At 73.9% G+C, this 16,614-nt stretch carries 16 protein-coding genes; 5 read left to right on the plus strand and 11 right to left on the minus strand.

Features of this window, described 5'->3' with window-relative positions; genetic code table 11:
- Positions 1-24: 24 nt before the first annotated feature.
- Positions 25-1,104, minus strand: coding sequence for a hypothetical protein (locus tag KIT14_20970; protein ID MCW5892995.1), 1,080 nt, complete (start codon positions 1,102-1,104; stop codon positions 25-27).
- 119 nt (positions 1,105-1,223) lie between these two features.
- On the minus strand, positions 1,224-2,279 hold the full coding sequence (locus KIT14_20975) for a Gfo/Idh/MocA family oxidoreductase (GenBank protein ID MCW5892996.1): 1,056 nt from the start codon (positions 2,277-2,279) through the stop codon (positions 1,224-1,226).
- A gap of 155 nt (positions 2,280-2,434) precedes the next feature.
- On the opposite strand from KIT14_20975, the gene KIT14_20980 reads away from it, so the two are divergent.
- Entirely contained in the window at positions 2,435-3,427 is a 993-nt protein-coding gene (locus KIT14_20980) for a ferritin-like domain-containing protein (protein MCW5892997.1), read from the plus strand.
- Between the two features lie 90 nt (positions 3,428-3,517).
- On the opposite strand, the gene KIT14_20985 is transcribed toward KIT14_20980, so the two are convergent.
- The 3 genes from KIT14_20985 to KIT14_20995 form a co-directional block, all read right to left on the minus strand.
- Entirely contained in the window at positions 3,518-4,933 is a 1,416-nt protein-coding gene (locus tag KIT14_20985; protein MCW5892998.1) for an ammonium transporter, read from the minus strand.
- A 255-nt stretch (positions 4,934-5,188) separates the two neighbouring features.
- Positions 5,189-6,811, minus strand: coding sequence for an ABC-F family ATP-binding cassette domain-containing protein (locus KIT14_20990; GenBank protein MCW5892999.1), 1,623 nt, complete (start codon positions 6,809-6,811; stop codon positions 5,189-5,191).
- A gap of 13 nt (positions 6,812-6,824) precedes the next feature.
- On the minus strand, positions 6,825-7,691 hold the full coding sequence (locus KIT14_20995; GenBank protein MCW5893000.1) for an SDR family oxidoreductase: 867 nt from the start codon (positions 7,689-7,691) through the stop codon (positions 6,825-6,827).
- A gap of 64 nt (positions 7,692-7,755) precedes the next feature.
- Between KIT14_20995 and KIT14_21000 the strand changes: the two genes are divergently transcribed.
- Positions 7,756-8,169: a nitroreductase family deazaflavin-dependent oxidoreductase gene (locus KIT14_21000; GenBank protein MCW5893001.1), complete on the plus strand. Its 414-nt coding sequence runs from the start codon at positions 7,756-7,758 to the stop codon at positions 8,167-8,169.
- 4 nt (positions 8,170-8,173) lie between these two features.
- Here KIT14_21000 and KIT14_21005 read toward each other — a convergent pair whose 3' ends face one another.
- The 4 genes from KIT14_21005 to KIT14_21020 are packed head-to-tail and all read right to left on the minus strand — an operon-like array spanning position 8,174 to position 11,744.
- On the minus strand, positions 8,174-8,350 hold the full coding sequence (locus tag KIT14_21005) for a hypothetical protein (GenBank protein MCW5893002.1): 177 nt from the start codon (positions 8,348-8,350) through the stop codon (positions 8,174-8,176).
- Between the two features lie 12 nt (positions 8,351-8,362).
- Entirely contained in the window at positions 8,363-10,045 is a 1,683-nt protein-coding gene (locus KIT14_21010; GenBank protein ID MCW5893003.1) for an FAD-dependent monooxygenase, read from the minus strand.
- On the minus strand, positions 10,042-10,821 hold the full coding sequence (locus KIT14_21015; GenBank protein MCW5893004.1) for an SDR family oxidoreductase: 780 nt from the start codon (positions 10,819-10,821) through the stop codon (positions 10,042-10,044). Before KIT14_21015 ends, KIT14_21010 begins: the two co-directional genes overlap by 4 nt.
- A 2-nt stretch (positions 10,822-10,823) precedes the next feature.
- Positions 10,824-11,744 (minus strand): VOC family protein, encoded by a 921-nt coding sequence (locus KIT14_21020; protein MCW5893005.1) that lies wholly within the window; start codon positions 11,742-11,744, stop codon positions 10,824-10,826.
- A 91-nt stretch (positions 11,745-11,835) separates the two neighbouring features.
- Here KIT14_21020 and KIT14_21025 point away from each other — a divergent pair, with 91 nt between their 5' ends.
- Both KIT14_21025 and KIT14_21030 read left to right on the plus strand, forming a co-directional pair.
- Positions 11,836-12,852, plus strand: a complete 1,017-nt coding sequence (locus tag KIT14_21025) for an AraC family transcriptional regulator (protein MCW5893006.1) — start codon at positions 11,836-11,838, stop codon at positions 12,850-12,852.
- A gap of 159 nt (positions 12,853-13,011) precedes the next feature.
- The gene (locus tag KIT14_21030) at positions 13,012-13,704 is read left to right on the plus strand and encodes a hypothetical protein (protein MCW5893007.1); all 693 of its coding nucleotides are present in this window, start codon (positions 13,012-13,014) and stop codon (positions 13,702-13,704) included.
- On the opposite strand, the gene KIT14_21035 is transcribed toward KIT14_21030, so the two are convergent.
- Complete coding sequence (locus KIT14_21035; GenBank protein MCW5893008.1) at positions 13,599-14,702, minus strand: HEAT repeat domain-containing protein; 1,104 nt, start codon at positions 14,700-14,702, stop codon at positions 13,599-13,601. The two genes, KIT14_21030 and KIT14_21035, sit on opposite strands and share 106 nt — an antisense overlap.
- A 78-nt stretch (positions 14,703-14,780) precedes the next feature.
- Here KIT14_21035 and KIT14_21040 point away from each other — a divergent pair, with 78 nt between their 5' ends.
- Entirely contained in the window at positions 14,781-15,737 is a 957-nt protein-coding gene (locus KIT14_21040) for a M23 family metallopeptidase (protein ID MCW5893009.1), read from the plus strand.
- Between the two features lie 16 nt (positions 15,738-15,753).
- On the opposite strand, the gene KIT14_21045 is transcribed toward KIT14_21040, so the two are convergent.
- Complete coding sequence (locus KIT14_21045) at positions 15,754-16,548, minus strand: hypothetical protein (protein MCW5893010.1); 795 nt, start codon at positions 16,546-16,548, stop codon at positions 15,754-15,756.
- Positions 16,549-16,614: the final 66 nt, after the last annotated feature.

Consider the following 16,614-nt stretch of genomic DNA (forward strand, 5'->3'; position numbering starts at 1 on the left):
CCGGGTCGGTGCCCGCGACGGAGCTCAGCGCGTCAGCACGAGCGTGCCCGTGATGGGCGTGCCGCCGGCGGGCGTCAGGCGCACGCCGACCTGGAGGCTGCCGTTCTTCTTCACGAGCCGCTTCGCCTTGCGCTTCAGCTTCACGCGCAGCGTGGCGGTGGCGCCCGGGGCGAGGTCGTACTTCACCTTGCCGTAGCGCGGCGTGCCGCCCGCGCGCGCCGGCGCGCTCGCGATGGCGGCGAGCCCGAGCAGCTCGAGCCGCCCGCGGCACGCGGCGTCGCCGTTGCAGACGAGGTCGACCAGCGCGCGCGGGCCGCTCACCGGCGCGTTGGTCGCGCGCAGCGCAGGGCCGGCCGCACCGCCACCGCCACCGCCACCACCGCCGCCGGCGGTGCAGGCGCCCGGCCCGCCGCCGAAGCCGGCGGGGCACCAGGTCCACTGCATGAGCAGCTCGACGCCGGGGATGCCCTCCTCGCGACGGCCGCCGCCGACGTCGTTCGGGATCGCCCCGAGGCGCGGGTAGAAGATGCCGGCGTTCACCGAGCCGGGGGTGGTCAGATCGAACGCGTTGACGCGGCCGGGGACGAACAACGGCAGGGTGCCGGTGCCGGCGGCGGCGCTGATGCCGACGAGGTCGACGGCGAAGATGCCGTCGATGGTGTTGCGCTGCACGGGCAGGTCGACGGCGAAGGTCTCGACCGAGTTCGGCGTCGGCTGCACCGGCGCCGTCTCGCCGACGAAGAAGCAGCACTGCGACTCGGCGCCGAAGCCCGGCGTCGAGAGCTGGCGGAAGATCGCGAAGCGGATCGGCGCCACCGGCGCCGGGCCGGAGCGGATCGTGACGCTGGTGATGCGCCCGTCGCCGGGCACCGAGCTGAAGCGCGGGTCGTTCGCGACGCCGAACACGCCCGCCTGCCGCCAGGTGCAGTCCGCCACCCCGGAGGACACCAGCGCGTACGCGCCCGACGGATCGGCGATGGTCGGGTAGAGGGCGCAGTCGATGGAGACGTTCGGCGCCGTGGCGAGCGAGCTGCCGAAGGTCTGGCTCTGGGCGGCGGCGAGACCGGCGGACGCGAGGACGACGAGGAGCGCGCGGACGAACATCGCCGCCCATGTCGCCGCACGTCCGCGTGGGTTGCAATGGACGCGGCCTACGTCGGAATGCGTATCCCGCATGCTCCGGCATCTGCGGATGCGCATGCGAGGGCGATCGAGATCGGCGACTACCGTGGCGCCGGCGGGACGGCCGCCAGGACGACCTCCTCGCCGGTCCGCGCCGCCTCGTACACGCGCTCCGCGAGGTGCTGCGCGGCGAGCCCCTCGTGCAGCGTCGGCGCCACCGGGCGGCCGGCGAGGAGCGCGTCGACGAAGGCGAGATCCTGGACGAGATACGAGACCCCGTAGATCGGCCGCAGCGCCTCGGGGGCGTCGGGGTGATGGGCGAGGAAGCGCCGCAGGACCTCGTCGGCGGCGAGGCGCGTCTCCGCGTCGTCGCCGCGCTGCATGACGACGTCGCCGTGCATGTCGGCCTCGCTGGCGACGAACGCCCGGCGGCAGAAGACCTCGAGCCGGCGGTTCGACGGGCGCTGGAGCATGTCGTGCCAGATCGACACCAGCTGGGCGCGCAGGCCGCTCGTGAAGGTCACGTCGACCGCGACGTAGTCCTCGATGCCGGGGACGCCGGCGCGGTTCTGCTCCCAGGCGCGCAGGCGCGCGATCGGGCCGAACATCCAGGTGAGGAGATCGAGGTCGTGGACGCCGTGCTCGATCAGCGTGCCGCCGGCCGACTGCGTGCGATCGCCGCGCCAGCCCGTGGCGTGGAGGCCGCGGACCGGGAACACCTGGTCGTCGCGGAAGACGACCGCCACGGGCTCTCCGGCCTCGGGCTCGCACAGGAGATCGCGCATCACGGTGTAGACGGCGGAGAAGCGCAGCACGAGCCCGATCTGGGCCTGCACGCCCGCGCGGTCGATCGCCGCGACCATGCCGTCGCCCTCGGCGGCGCTCATGCCGAGCGGCTTCTCGCAGAAGAGGTGCAGACCCCGCGCCGCCGCGGCGTGGACGATCGCAGCGTGCGACACCGTCGGCGTGCAGACGAAGACCGCGTCGAGATCGGTCTCCTTCACGAGCGTCAGGCCGTCGTCGAACTGGCGCGCGAACCCGTAGGTCGCCGCGAGCAGCCGGCGGCGCTCGGGAACCCGATCGGCGACGGCCACCAGCTCGACCGGACGGCCGGCCGCCGCGATCTGCACGAGCATCGCCGAATGGACGGTGCCCATGACCCCGCCTCCGACGATGCCGACGCGCAAGCGGGCCAATGGAGCGGAGGGAGCAGGCACGGGCGTCTTGTAGCGGGGGCGCGTCCCCGGCGCCACGCGGGAGCCCTCTTCCGCCGGCGGCGCGCCCCGGCTACGGTCCGCGCCCGAGGTGCCGCATGCGCACGCGTGATCTGCTGACCCTCCCCATCACGGGCCATCCCGGCGTGGCCGCGCTCTTCGCCAAGGCGCACTCGGCCGACTGGGACTTCGAGCACGACGTCGACTGGACGCTCGCGATCGCGCCCGACGACCCGCTGGTCGGAACCGGCTGGGCGGCGTTCGGCAGGACGCCGACCTTCCAGGCCCTCCCCGACGGCGCCAAGAGCCGCGCCACGCGGCGCGCGCTCGGGCGCATGCTGAACATCCTCCAGGTCGGCGAGAGCGTCGCCCAGAACGTCTGCGCCGCGCTGGTGCTCGGGCTGCGGGAGGAGGACTACCGCAACCACGCCGCCGCGCAGGCGATGGACGAGGCCCGGCACCACCTCGCCTATCGCCGCTTCATCGAGAAGATGGGCGAGGAGCTGGAGCCCATCGACGCCGGCACCGAGGCGATGTTCGACGCCCTGCTCGCCGCGCACGATCCGCTCGAGCTGATCGCCACCGAGCAGTTCTTCCTCGAGAGCTTCGCCATGAACATCTTCGAGGGCATCGCGCGCGACGCGACGCACCCGCTGCTGCGCCGCATCCTCGAGCTGATCACCCGCGACGAGAGCCGCCACATGGGCTTCGGCGTCCTCTACGTCGCCGAGTGGATGCGCACGCATCCGCTCGAGGCGCACGTCGCCTTCGCGCGCACCTGGCTCGGGCAGATCCTGGGCACGCTGCTCGACCGCCCCGGCCCGATCATGCTCGCCCGCGTCGTGCGTCGGCTGCAGGAGGCGGGCGTCGCCGACGCCGAGCGGCTGGCACCGGACATGCTGCACGAGCAGGAGGCGATCAACGCGGCCGACGTCGAGGACATCGCCTCGGGTCGTCGCGTGCCGCACGTCCTGAAGAGCGCGCGGCGGGCGGGGCTGCTGGAAGCCGACGTGCTCGAGGCGCTGGAGCTGACGGCACACCCGCTGCTCCAGGGCGTGCTGCGTGGCGCCCACGACGTCGCCGACGTCTGAGACCGCCCCCCTGGACGCAGGAAGGCCGCCGCCGCCGACCGGGCAGGTCGACGACGGCGGCCTCCGCCGCGCCAGGAGACGAGGACCGTGTCAGCTCGCCGTCGTGTGCACCGGCTTGGCGGTGGGCGCCGAATGGAACCCCGCCCCGCCGAGCTCCGGCACGACGACCGAGCCGCCGGCGAAGCCGTAGGCGCTCTCGCTGTGCTGCGACAGGTCGAGCCCCTCGACCTCGTCCTCTTCGGCCGCCCTCAGCGTGCCGAACACCGCCGTCAGCGCGAGCAGGATGATGGCGGTGACCGCCGGCGCGAACACCGCCGCGAAGGCGACGCCCTTCAGCTGGACCATGACCTGCTGCGCGTTGGTCTCGATCCCCGAGCCCAAGCTCACCGCGAAGATGCCGGAGCCGATCGCGCCCCAGGCTCCGCCGAGCCCGTGGACGCCGAAGACGTCGAGCGAGTCGTCGTAGCCGAGGGCCGGCTTGAGGATGCCGCAGGCGACGTAGGAGATCACCGCCACGCCGAAGCCGAGCAGCATGGCGCCACCGGGGGCGACGTTGCCGCAGGCGGGGGTGATCGCCACCAGGCCGGCGACCGCCGCGGTCGCGGCGCCGAGGGCGGTCGGCTTGCCGTGATGCAGATACTCGATGACCGCCCAGGCGAGCACCGCCGCCGACGCGCATGTGCTGGTGTTGACGAACGCCATTGCGGCGAGCGGGGTCGCGCCCAGGGCGCTGCCAGCGTTGAAGCCGAACCAGCCCATCCACAGGAGGCCGGCGCCCACGAGACAGAGCACCAGGCTGTGCGGCGGCATCGGCTCCTTGCCGAAGCCCCGGCGCTTGCCGAGCCAGACCGCGCAGACGAGCGCCGAGAAGCCGCTCGACATGTGGACGACCAGGCCGCCCGCGAAGTCGATCGCGCCCGACTGGAGGATCCAGCCCTCACCGCCCCAGACCATGTGGGCCAGCGGGCAGTACACGGCGACCAGCCACACGACGATGAAGGCGATCCAGGCGCTGAACTTCATGCGCTCGGCCACCGCGCCGAGGATCAGCGCCGGCGTGATGATCGCGAACATTCCCTGGAACATCAGGAACGCCAGCTCGGGGATGTTCCGGCCCGCGCCGTTCTCGACCGCCGAGTCCATCGTGACGCCGGCGAGCATCACCTTCGAGAAATCGCCGAAGAACGCGTTGCCGTCGCCGAAGGCGAAGCTGTAGCCGAACGCGATCCACACCACGCCGACGAGACCCGCGGAAATGAAGCACTGCATGAAGACGTTGAGGACGTTCTTCGCCCGCACCAGGCCGCCGTAGAACAGCGCCAGGCCTGGGAGCGTCATCATGAGGACCAGCGCCGCCGAGCAGAGAACCCAGGCGGTGTCGCCCGAGTCGAAGACCGGCGCCGCCTCCTCGGCGCCCGCGGACACGGCTCCGAGCGCCAGTAGCGCTGCGGCTACCGACGCGACCTTGGACCACTTCGGATGATGCGGATGGATTCGCTCGAGCATGGACAGCCCTCCCGTATTGCCGCCAATCCTGGCGTTTGGCTTCGCGCCGTTGGCCCCCAGCAGCAACGGCGGTGCCAGCGATGCGGGAGCGCCGCCCGTTCGGGCTAAGCACTCATTTCCGCTGCCAGAAGGTTGCGCGGCGGTGACGGGCGCCCGGCCGGACCGGGGTCTGGCTGCACGCGATGTGGGCGCGGGCCTGCCTACGGAAGCAGCGCCCCGGTGCGCATCGGCCGAGGCGTCGGCGAGGACGCCCCCTCAGCGCACGCCCGGCGCTTCGTAGCCGGTCTCGGCGACGTACTCGGCGTACCCGCCGCCGTACTGCCGCGGCCCGCCCTCGCCGCCCAGCTCGAGCACGCGGTTCGACAGCGCGCGCAGCACGGCACGGTCGTGCGAGACGAAGATCATCGTGCCCTCGAAGTCGGCGAGCGCCTCGACCAGCATCTCCTGGGTGGCGAGGTCGAGATGGTTCGTAGGCTCGTCGAGGACGAGGAAGTTCGGCGGGTCGAAGAGCATGCGCGCCATCACCAGACGGGCACGCTCGCCGCCCGAGAGCACCCGGCCCGGCTTGTCGACGTCGTCGCCCGAGAAGCCGAACGCCCCCGCGAGGCCGCGCAGCGCGCCGAGCGACGCCTTCGGGTGCGCGTCCTGCAGGGCGTCCAGCACCGTGCGGCGCGGATCCAGGATCTCCATCGCGTGCTGCGCGAAGTAGCCGACCTTGACGCTGGCGCCGAGCGCCACGCGCCCGCCGTCGGGCTCGGCCTCGCCGGCGATCATGCGCAGCAGCGTGCTCTTCCCCGCTCCGTTGACGCCCATGACGCACCAGCGCTCGCGGCGGCGGACGAGGAAGTCGAAGCCGTCGTAGATGCGCCGCGCCCCGAAGCCCTTCACTACGCCGTCGAGCTTCACGACGTCGTCGCCCGAGCGCGGCGGGGTCGGAAAGTCGAAGCGCACCACCTGGCGGCGGCGGGGCGGCTCGACCTTCTCGATCTTCTCGAGCTTCTTCGCGCGCGACTGCACCTGGGCGGCGTGGCTAGCGCGGGCCTTGAAGCGGGCGATGAACGCCTCTTCCTTCGCCAGCATGGCCTGCTGGCGCTCGTACTGCGCCTGGGCCTGCGCCTCGGCGACCTGGCGCTGGCGCTCGTAGAAGTCGTAGTCGCCCGTGTAGGTGGTCAGCTCGCCGCCGTCGATCTCGACGATCTTGCCGACGATGCGGTTCATGAACTCGCGGTCGTGCGAGGTCATGACCACGGCGCCCTCGAAGTCCTGGAGGAAGCGCTCGAGCCAGAGGATCGACTCGATGTCGAGGTGGTTCGTGGGCTCGTCGAGCAGGAGCGCGTCCGGCTTCATGAGCAGGAGCCGCGCCAGCGCCGCGCGCATCTTCCAGCCCCCGGACAGCTCGCCGACGTCACGCGCGATCACCTCGGGCGCGAAGCCGAGGCCGGTCAGGATCTCCTGCGCGCGCGCCTCGAGGCCGTAGCCGTCGAGCTCGTCGAAGCGCGCCTGGACGTCGCCGAAGCGGGCGACGAGCCGCTCGAGGTCGTCGGCCCGCGCCGGGTCGGCCATGGCGTTCTCGAGCTCGTGCAGCTCGTGCGCGACCTGCGAGACCTCCCCCGCCCCGGCCATGGACTCCTCGAGCACGCTGCGGCCGCCCATCTCGCCGACCGTCTGCGAGAAGTAGCCGACGACGACCCGCTTCTCCGTGAGGACGCTCCCCGAATCGGGCTCCTCCTCGCCGACGATCATGCGGAAGATCGTCGACTTGCCGGCCCCGTTCGGACCGACGAGGCCGATCTTCTCGCCGCGGAAGACGGCCATCTGCGCGTCGAGGAAGAGGATGCGGCCGCCGTGCTGCTTCGAGATCGCTTCGAGACGGATCATGGGGGCGCGGACCCTAGCAGATCGCCGTGGCCGCCGCGCCGCCGCGGGCCGCGAGGAAGGCCTCGCTGCGCGCCCACAGCTCGGCGGCGAGCGCGGCGTCGTTCGCGAGCGGCAGCGGCGCCTTCGGCGCGCAGCGGTCGTAGTAGAGGCCGCTTTCGCGCCCCGCCTCCTCGGAGGTGGCGCAGTGGAGCGTCGTCCGTGCGCCCTCCTGGTTGGAGATCATGCGGCGGGTGACGAGCGGCCGGATCGGCCAGGGGATGCGGCGCCAGGCGTCCGAGGCGACCACGCCGGGGTGCAGCGCGTAGACCGTCACCCCGGTGCCGGCGAGCCGGCGCGCCAGCTCCTGCGTGAAGAGGACGTTGCAGAGCTTCGAGACCGCGTACTCCTGGAGGCCCGTGAAGCTCGGCGTCGAGCGCTCGAGCACCGTCCAGTCGATGCCGCGCGCGTCGAAGTGCGCCTTGCTCGCGACGTTGACGATGCGCGCCGGCGCCGAGGCCACGAGCCGCGGCAGCAGCCGCTGCGTCAGCAGGAAGTGCCCGAGATGGTTGGTGCCGAAGTGCAGCTCGAAGCCGTCGGCGGTGAGGCCGCGCTGGCCGGCGACCCCGGCGTTGTTGACGAGGAGATGCAGCGGCAGCCCGGTCGCGAGGAAGGCGTCGGCAGCGCGGCGCACCGAGGCGAGCGACCCCAGGTCGAGTTCCAGCAGCTCGACCTGGGCCGAGCCCGTGGCCTCTCGGATGGCGGCCACGGCCTCGCGACCCTTCTCCCGGCTGCGGCTGGCGACGAAGACCAGCAGGCCCCGCCGGGCCAGGTCCAGCGCCGTCGCGCGGCCGATGCCCGTGTTCGCCCCCGTGACGAGGGCCACCGTCGTCCCGTCGCGCATGCCGCGGGACTACACCGCGACGCGGGGGATCGCCACGACGCATCCGGCGTGGCACTCACCGGACATGCCAGACTTCTCCCTCTTCGGCGACGAGCACGTGCGCCAGTACGAGGCCACCGGCGGCAAGGTCGGCCACGACTGGAACGGCACCAGCATCCTCATCCTGCACACACGCGGCCGCAGGACCGGCGCGAGGCACAAGAACCCGCTCATCTACGGGCGCGACGGCGACGCCTTCGTCATCGTCGCCTCGAAGGGCGGCGCCCCCGAGCACCCGGGCTGGTACAAGAACCTCCTCGCCCACCCCGAGGTCGAGATCCAGGTTCGGGACCAGGTGATCCCGGTCACCGCCCGCACCGCGACGCCGGCGGAGAAGCAGCGCGTCTGGCCGACGATGACGAAAGAGTGGCCGGACTACGACGGCTACCAGCGCAGGACCGCGCGCGACATCCCGGTCGTCCTGCTGACGCGGCGCTGACGCGTCAGTCGCTGCGCACGCGGACGACGACCGCGTCGATCCGCTCGAGCCGCACGGCGGCGTCGAAGAAGTCCTTGCCGCCGAGGCGCTCCAGGTGGACGAGCTGACCTTGCCCGTACGGGCGGCGAGCACCTGGGCCACGGCGCGATCGGGTCGCGCAGGACGCGCCGACGAGAGCCACCCCGCGACGGTGTCACACCGCGCGTCCGAGCATCGCCGCGAGCCCGCCGCGGAGCGCCGCCGCGGGCTCGGACACGCCGCGGAGCGCGCGCCAGGCGACGTGCTGATCCGGGCGCACGAGGAGCGCGCCGTCGGGCGCCAGGCCGGCGACGCGCGTCCACCACGCGTTCGCATCCGCGACGTCGACGCCGATCCGCACGCACGCGGGCGCCGGATCGAGCCCGCGTGCGGCCGCGATCCAGGCGTCGCCCGCCGGGCCGACCAGCAGCGTCGGCCGGCCGACGGCGACGAGATCGAGCGTCGAGCGGCGGGTGCCGCCGCCGTCGTCGATCCAGCCGTGCGCCAGGCGCGCGCCGGGCCGCGTCGACGGCACGAACGTGCGCACGGGATCGTCCGCCGCCGGCGGCGGTGTGCCGTCGGGTGCCAAGGCGCCGTCGGTATACGCGTAGCCCAGCTGCAGGCCGAGCATGTCGAAGTGCTCCGCCTGGTTCGCGATCGCCGCCGCGACCTCGGCCCGGCGCGCAGGATCGGCGAGCACGGCCGCGTAGGCGCGCTGCGCCTCGGCCGGGTCGGGGTCGAAGCCGAGCGCCTGCGGCACCTCCATCATCCGCATCGCGTTCCGCAGGCTCTGCTCCGCGTTGTACTGCGCGACCGGGCGGCGCTCCGTTTCGTACGTGGCCAGCAGCGCCGGCGACGCCGAGCCGGCCAGCACGGCGGCGAGCTTCCAGGCGAGGTTGTGCGCGTCCTGCACGCCGGTGTTGAGGCCGAGACCGCCCGTCGGCGGGAAGCGGTGCGCGGCGTCGCCGGCGAGGAAGATGCGGCCGTCGCCGTAGCGCTCGGCGACCTGGCAGCTCATCGTCCACGCGGACGTCGTGCGGACCCGGAGGCCGACGTCGGGCCGCAGCAGCGCCCGCCGCACGAGCGCCTCGCAGCGCGCGGCATCGTATCCCGCCGGCGACTCGTCCTCGGCCAGCGGGTGCATGAACACCCAGTCGCCGTCGATGTCGTGCGCGACGAAGGTGCCGGCGCAGGCCGGATCGCTCACCCAGTAGAGCACCGCCGGGCAGTCGGCGACGAGCGCGCGCAGGTTCGCCGCGAAGTGGATCATGAGGAAGCTCTGCAGGCGCTCGGGTCCGAGCGGCGTGATGCCGAGCGCCACCCGTACGCCGCTGCCCGCGCCGTCGGCCGCGATCACGTAGCGGCTGCGCACGGCGTAGGCGCCATCCGGGCCTGCGATGCGCGAGGTGACGCCGTCCGCGTCGGCCTCGGACGCGAGCCAGCGATGCCCGAAGCGCGGCGGCGCGGCGCCGGACGCGGTGACGGCGTCGAGCAGGATCGGCTCGAAGCGGTGCTGCGCGAGGTTGCGCAGCGGCGTCGGCGTGAGGCCCAGCACCTCGTCGTCCTGGCGCTCGAAGCGCAGCCGGCCGAGCACCTCACCGCCGAGGCGCGTCACCCACACGGTCGCGCCCGCGTCCGCCGGCGGCGCGGAGGCGGCGGCGACGGCCGCCATGTCGACGCCCGCCTGCCGGCAGATCTCGAACGTGCGCGCGTTGACGACGTGCGCCGCCGGCGCGCGCTGCGGGCCGCCGCGGCGCTCGACGACGAGCGCCGCGACCCCGAGCCGCCGCAGCAGGAGCGCCGCCATGAGGCCCGTCGGCCCGGCGCCGACGACGAGGACCGCCGCGTCCGTCGTCACAGCAGCCCCGGGTGGGCGCCGCCGTCGAGCTGCAGGTTCTGCCCGGTGACGAAGCCGGCGTGGACGCTGCACAGAAACGCGCAGGCGGCACCGACCTCCTCGGGACGCCCGAGCCGGCCGGCCGGGATGTGCGCCCGGATGCGCGCGTACGCCTCGTCCACGGTGATCCCCTGCACCATCGCCTGGAGCTGGGCCATCTGCACCTGGCGGTCGGTCTCGATGCGCTCGGGCAGGAGGTTGTTCACGGTGACGTTGGCCCACGCCACCTGCAGCGAGAGCGCCTTGCTCGCCGCCGTGAGCCCGGTGCGCACGCCGGCCGAGAGGCCCATCGGCGCCTGCGGCGCCTTCACCATCGCCGAGGTGATGTTGACGATGCGGCCGAAGCGGCGCTCGACCATACCGTCGACCACGGCGCGCATGAGCGCCATCGGGGCGAGCATGTTGGCACGGAACGCAGCCGTCCAGGCGTCGTCGTCCCAATCCTGGAAGCGGCCCGGCGCCGGGCCGCCGTTGTTGGTGACGAGGACGTCGGGCTCGGGGCAGGCGTCGAGGAGCGCGGCGCGCGTCGCGACGTCGCCGACGTCGCCGGCGACCGTCATGACGGTCACGCCGGTCTCGGCGCGCAGCGCCGCCGCCGTGGCCTCCAGCTCGTCGCGCCCGCGCGCGTTGACGACCAGGTTCACGCCTTCGTGCGCGAGCGCGGTGGCGCAGGCGCGGCCGAGCCCGCGGCTCGACGCGCACACGATGGCCGTCCGTCCGCCGATGCCGAGGTCCATGCTCAGAAGTCCAGATCCGGCGGCGGGGGCGGCCCCCACTGGTTGCCCGCGGCCATGAGGGAGTGGGTCCCCGGCGCCGCGGCGGCGTCGAGGAGGTCGCTGTCCGTCCAGTGCTCGACGGTGAAGCCGAAGGGGTCCTTCCAGTAGTCGAAGATCTGCCCGCCCAGGACGTGGCGACCGATGCCCCAGTAGTGGCGCATCCCGGCGGTCGCGAGGTGGTCGTGGCCGACCATGAGGTCGTCGAAATCGGCGACCTCCCAGGCGACGTGGCCGAGCTTCGCCTCGCCCATCTCGAGGAAGAGGAGCGTGTGATGGTCGGCCGGATCGACGCCGCGGTCGCAGCGCGCGAAGCGCCCGAGCGGCCGCGCCGGCTCCTCGACGAAGAGGTCGTCCGAGACGAGGAGGCCCAGGTGGCGGCGATACCACGGCCACAGCGCCGCGAGGTCCGCGGTCTTGATCGCCGCGTGGCCGCAGCGCTTCACCTGTGACGGCCCGGGGTCGACGCGCTGGAGCGTGCCGACGCGGGCTCGCGCCGCGCCGGTGTTGAGCGCCGGATGCGGCCGCACCGGCAGCGGCGCCGGCGTCGCGAGACCCCACACGACGTCGATGCGGCGGCCGTCGGGGTCGTGCAGCCGCACGACCTCGCCGCCGCCCGGCTCGCCCAGCGGCTGCACCGCCCCGCCCACCGCCGCCGCCAGCGTGACGAGGTCGCCCCGCGACGCCGCGAGGAACGCCAGGCCGAGGAACGCCGGCTCGCCCAGATGCGTCACGTGGACGTGGTGGCGGGCGTCGGTGCCACGCATGTAGAGCGCGTGCGGCGTACGCGCGGCGCGCTGCATGCCGAAGTCGAGGAGGAACGCCTCCATCCGGTCCAGGTCCGGCGCGCGGAAGCGCGGGAACGCCAGGTCGGCGACCTTGATGATCGGGTCCGTCATGCGGCCCACGGTAGCCGAGCGGCCGCGCGCCTTGCTTTGCAGGACGGGCCATTGTCTTTGCCGACCGAGCCAAACCGCCATGCCGACGAGCCCGCGCAGCCCGACGTCGACCTTCGGCCCCTGGTCCGCGACCATCCTGCGGGCGCTCGCGGCGCGCGGCCTCGACGCCGGGGCGCTCGCGGCCCGCGCGGGCATCGACCCCGCGGCCCTCGGCCCCGATGCCCGCGTCCCACGCACGGCGCTGAACCGGCTGTGGGCGGTGGCGGTGGAGACGACGGGCAACCCTGCCCTCGGGCTCGAGATGCCCCGCTACACGGCACAGACGACGTTCCATGCCCTCGGCTACGCCGTGCTCGCGAGCGTCACGCTGAGGGAGGCGTTCGAGCGCATCGTCCGCCACCGCCGTCTCGTCGGCGACGTGCTCGAGCTGTCGCTCGTCGACGCGGGCGATCGCTACCGCTTCCACATCGACGTCTCGCGCCAGCCCGACATCCCCTTCCAGGCCGTCGACGCCGTGGCCGCGCTCTGCGTGCGGCAGGCGCGCGCGCTGCGCGCCCCGGCGCCGTGCGATCCCCTGCGCGTCGCCTTCGCGCGCCCGGCACCGCGCGACCGCGCGCCCTACGATCGGGTGTTCCGCGCCCCGATCGAGTTCGACCAGCCGGCGAACGTCGTCGAGTGGACGCGCGCCGACCTGGACGATCCGCTGCCGACCGGCAACGCCGAGCTCGCGCGCGGCAACGACGAGGTGCTCGTGCGCTTCCTCACCCGCCTCGAGCGGAGCCGCGTCGCGACGCGCGTGCAGCAGGCATTGCTCGACGCGCTGCCCGGCGGCGCGCCGTCGAAGGCGACGATCGCGCGCACGCTCGGCATGAGCACCCGAAACCTCCAGCGTCACCTCGCCGCCGAGGGGACGTCGTTCAGCGCGCTGCTCGCCGACGCACGCGTCAGCGTCGCACGCACGTACGTCGAAGCCGGCCGGCTGTCGGTCACCGAGATCGCCTTCGTGCTCGGCTTCGCCGACACGAGCACGTTCTCGCGCGCGTTCAAGCGCTGGACCGGCATGTCGCCGCGCGCCTGGGCGACGCGCCGTCGCTGACTCCGACGCGCTGCGCTCGCGCGCTGCGTCAGTAATTTCCTTGCTAAATTCGTTGACGAGCGAAGCACCCTTTCGCTACGTCACCGAACGTCCGTTTGGCTCACACTCAACAGAGTCTCGCGAAGAGAGGGGAACGACAGCATGTGGACAGCACGTAGCGTGGGGATTCTCGCAGCCGGTGTGCTCGTGGCCTTCGCGGCCTCCGCCGGCGCGCAGGTGAAGGGAGCCGGCAAGTCGAGCGTCACGATCGTGAAGATGCCGGCCCCCGGGCCGTCGAGCCCGACGCCGAAGACGGCGGGGGCCGTGTCGTCGAAGCCGATGGCCGCGGTCGCCGGCAAGCCGCCGACGGGGGGCGGCTCGTTCGCGCTGAAGCTCGCGAAGGCCAGTGCCGATCCGGCCAAGCCCGGGTTCCCGGACGGCGAGTACGTGGTCGAAATCGAGGCGTCGGGCACCGCCGGCGGCGACCTCGTCGGCAGCCCGCTCGCCGCCGCATACTTCATCGAGTTCACGATGACGGGCGGGAAGTGCACCATCCACAGCCACCCGGACTTCTCCCCGGGCAGCCCGAGCTGCGGCGGCATGGCGCAGCCGCCCTGCGGCGCCCCCGAGGGCGTGGGCAAGTGCAGCGCGACCATCTGGCAGGTCGCCGGCAACATCCTCCAGGCCGCGGGCCTGGTCGCCAACCAGCCGTTCGATGCGCGCTTCCGCATCCGCACGAACCCCGACCCGGCGAACTGCGCCACCGGTCACCTGCTGCTCGCCGCGCTCGGCGTGCCGACCCCGCCGACCAGCTCGTGCCGCTCGGGCATCGTGGTCGGCGCCGCGGGCGTCGCGCTCGCCACGCAGCAGTAACCCGCGTCCCACGGAACGGGCGGGGTCCGGCGATGGACCCCGCCCGCCGCTCTTTTTTTCAGAACTCGGGCGGCGGCATCGGCCCGCGCGGCTGCGGCCCCGCGTAGCCCCCGAGCGCCGCCCCCGCCGGCGCCACGCCGCGGTCGCGCAGCTTGATCAGCGCGTCGCTCGCGTAGAGCCGCAGCGTCGAGTCGTGGCTCGCCAGCAGCGCGGCCATCGCCGGCACGGCGGTCGCGCCGGCGAACGCGCCGGGCGCCACACCAGCTGGCGCTGAAGCGGCGGCGACGCCTCCGGCAGGGCCGCGACCAGCGCCGGCACGCGGCCGCGGCATGCGAATCCGACGCCAGCAGCGCCGCGAGCGCGCGGCCGTCCGGCGTCGAGCCCTGGCGCGGTGCGAGCCGCGCCCGCTCGGCGACGGCGGCCACCTCGCCGCCCTGCGTGCGCAGCTGCGCGAGCGTCGTGCGCGCGGCCAACGCCACGGCCGGCTGTGTCGGATCGAGCGCGACGTCGGTGAGCCGTGCGACCGCCGCCTCCGACGTGCACAGCGTCGCGCAGCCCATGATCGCGCCCACGCGGACGGTCGGGTCCGGGTCGGCGAGCCGCTCCTCGAGCAGCGGCCGGGCACGCGGGTCGGCGAGCACGCCGAGCGCGCGCAGCGCATCGGCGCGGACGTCCGGGTCGGCGTCGTCGCGGGCGGCGGCGAGCAGCGGCGGCACGGACTCGGGCGCCTCGATCGCCGCCAGCACCTCGACGGCCTTCACGCGCACGTCGCGCGGCTCGCGCCCGAGCGCCGCCGCCAGCGCGGGGATCACGGGCACGCCGAGCTGCGCGAGCTGGTCGCCGGCCTCGTCGGCGCTGGCCGTGTCCTCGCCGAAGGCGCGGATCTGCGGGCCGACGTCGATGACGACGCGATACGGATCGGGCGGGGGCGAGGCGTCGCCGCCGCAGCCCGCGAGGGCCACGACGGCGGCGAGCACGGGGGCGGACGCGCGGCGCATCGGGCGTCGCTCATACACGGGACGCCCCGCGCCGGGCCACCGCTTCGCAGGCGACGCCGTCCGTCGTAGACCCGGGCGATGGACGCCCTCGACTCGCCGCTGTCGCTCGCCGAGACGTTCGGCCTCTCGCCCCTCTCCGTGCGCCTGCGCGAGGCGCTCGTCACCTTCCGCGGCGACGAGGGCGTGCCGCCGTCGCGCTTCGACCGCACGAGCCTCGGCATCCTCGATCCCGTCCTCGGCGTCGGCCTCTGGCTCGGCCGCCGGCGCGCCGACGGCCGCGTCGCCATCTACAACCTCTTCAACCACACGCAGACGCCGATCGCCGACGGCTGGTCGGTGCGCCGCACGCAGGTCCGCGACTTCCGCGGCGGCACCCTCACCTACGACAGCCACAACGGCACCGACTTCGCGGTCCCGCCCGGCACCGTGGTGGTCGCCGCCGCCCCGGCCCGCGTGCTGCGCGTCTCGAGCGAGTTCAACCGCGGCGGGCTCAAGATATTCCTCGACCACGGCGGCGGGCTCGTGACCACGTCCAACCACCTCGGCCGCGCGCTCGTGCGCCCCGGCGACCTCGTGCGACGCGGCCAGCCGATCGCCCGCTCGGGCGCGTCGGGCATCGACATGTTCCTCATGTTCCCCTGGAACGTCCCGCACGTGCACTTCAACGTCTGGCTCGGCACCGAGCCCGTCGATCCGTTCGCCCTGCCCGGCGAGCCGTCGCTCTGGCGGCGCCACAACGACCCCGTCCCCGACGACGGCAGCGCCGACGACGCCGACTTCACTCCGACGCCATGGGAGCCCGAGCGCATCGAGGCCGGCATCGCCGCCTGCACCGTCGCCGACGTGCGGGCGGCGCTGCGCGCGATCCCGGCGCTCGACGAGCGCGCGATGGCGCTGCTCTTCCAGTACAACTACTACCCGACGCGCTTCCCCGAGCGGCCGGGGCTCCATGCCGGGCCGTGCCCGCGCCGGCCGCGCCTCGACCTGCCGTTCCGCGCCACGGACGCGGTCGGCATCGCCTTCCCGAACGCGTGACCCGTACCCGCGTGACCTATGCCGCGGCGTCCGTGCGGGCACGCTGGTCGTCGTAGACGAGCACCGTCAACGCGGCGCTGAAGGGCACGGCGAGCGCGGCGGCGAGCCAGGCGGCGATCTGGAGCGCCATGCCCGTCGTCGTGTCCGGGCCGTCGCCGACGAGACCGCCGAGGCTGTCCGCCCACGGCAGGACCGTGGCGGGCATCCAGGCGAGCCAGCCGACCAGGCCGACGACGCCGAGCTTCCAGTAGGCGCCGCGCGCGAGCGCCGCCGAGCGTCGCAGCGGCGGCGTACCCGGCTCGAGCGCGGCCACGACCACCACGAAGAAGTAGCGCAGCATCATCCACGTCGCCGGCACGAGGACGACGAGCAGGAGCACCGACGCCTCCAGCGCGACGATCTGCGGATCGTCGCTGCGCGGCACGACGACCCACACGCCGCCGGCGAGCACCGCCATCGGCGCGGCGACCGCCATCACCCACACCGTCGACAGGCCGAGCGCCCCGAGGACCGACAGCAGACGCTGCGCGCCGGCGGTGACGCCACCCGCCAGCGTCGGCGCCGCGCCACGCCGCGCCGCCGCCACCTGTACGATGGCGACGACCGAGGCGAGCACCTCGACGACGCCGACCGCGAGCAGGGCGAGGATCTCGCCGCCCGACTCCGGCACCGGCGAGCCGCCGAGCCCCGCCAACGCACCCGGCAGGCCGAGCAGCGCCGCGGTGACGAAGAGGACGGTGAATTGCCGCCGGTAGACCTCGAGCGAGGCACGAACGATCGCGCCGCTCGACAGTGGATACGGGCTGCGCACGCTCAGCGCAGCCGCGGCGGGCGCTTCCCGCGGAACGCCGCCACCGCCACGGCGTGCGCCGGCGAC

It is taken from the genome of bacterium (genome assembly GCA_026129405.1).
In the GTDB taxonomy this organism is placed as follows: Bacteria; Desulfobacterota; Binatia; order DP-6; family DP-6; genus JAHCID01.